This window comes from Leucobacter sp. M11 (assembly GCF_035726885.1).
Lineage (GTDB): Bacteria > Actinomycetota > Actinomycetes > Actinomycetales > Microbacteriaceae > JAPFRB01.
In genome coordinates this window covers 523682-524703 of record NZ_JAPFRB010000003.1, presented here as the reverse complement: position 1 = coordinate 524703, position 1022 = coordinate 523682, and the positions used below count along the sequence as shown (strand labels likewise).

1 protein-coding gene is annotated in these 1022 nt (G+C 71.4%); it reads right to left on the bottom strand.

Features of this window, described 5'->3' with window-relative positions; all coding sequences use genetic code 11:
* The coding region (locus OOT08_RS10855; protein WP_325092658.1) for an NYN domain-containing protein at positions 1-870 on the bottom strand (870 nt) is incomplete at its 3' end.
* Between the last annotated feature and the right edge of the window lie 152 nt (positions 871-1022).

Here is a 1022-nt window from a genome sequence, read left to right as displayed (position 1 = left end):
GAAGTCGATCAGATCGTCATCGACGAAGAGCGCGCCGAGGTCTTCCCGCTCGGGGACCGCGGTGAGGTCGATCTCGGGCTCCGGCTCGGCGACGGCTTCGGGGCGGGATCGCTCGACCGGTGCGGCCTCCGGCTCGGCCGCGGGAGCCGATTTCGCGCGGGAGCTGCGGCGCTGGGAGGCAGCCTTCTTCGGAGCGGGGGCCGCGCTCTCCTCCGCGGATTCGGCGGCGCTCTCGCCCGCGGGCTGCGCAGCGGGCGCGGGCTTCTCCCGGCGCTGACGGCGCTCCGGAAGCTCGCGGACCGGCCGCTCGACGCCGGGCAGCGCGTCGTAGGAGGCGAACTCGTCGCAGGCGGCGGTCAGGGACTTCGCGGTGGACCCGGCCACGCCGATGCCGACGACGTAGCGGCCGAGCCGCTTGCAGCGTTGGGCGAGCGGCACGTAGTCCGAGTCCCCGCCGACGATCACGACGTGGGTGAGATCCGTCAACCGGAACATATCCTCAACCGCGTCGACGGCGAGCCGGATGTCGGCCCCGTTCTTCGCGTAGGCGGCGGCGGGAAACAGCTGAACCAGGTCGATGGCTCGGGAGACGAGCTGGGAACGATAGTCCGCGTTCACGGTGGCGGACCAGTCCGCGTATGCCCGGGTCAGCACCAGCGTGCCGAAGGAAGAGGCGTAATCGATGATCGCGCCGACGTCGATCATCGCGGCCTCGAGGCGGGCCGCGATCTCGGGGTTCGTGGGGTCCTCGGCGATCTTCTGCCGGTCGCGCCCGTAGGCGTTCCGTCCGTGCACTCGGTCGTACCAGGAGAGCACGATGTTGTCGAAGTCGAGGTAGACGGCCACGCGGCCGTTTTGAGTGTCAGGCACGTCCCCAGTCTGTCACGCTCCGCCGCGGGGGAACACCACGGCTTTCCCGGCACGCGTGCCGGCGACGACGAACGCCGCCCGGGCGTGCGCTGCCCCGGCGCTCCGAGAACCGGAGCGCCGGGGCAGCGTTCATGCGCGCCGGGGATTAGGCC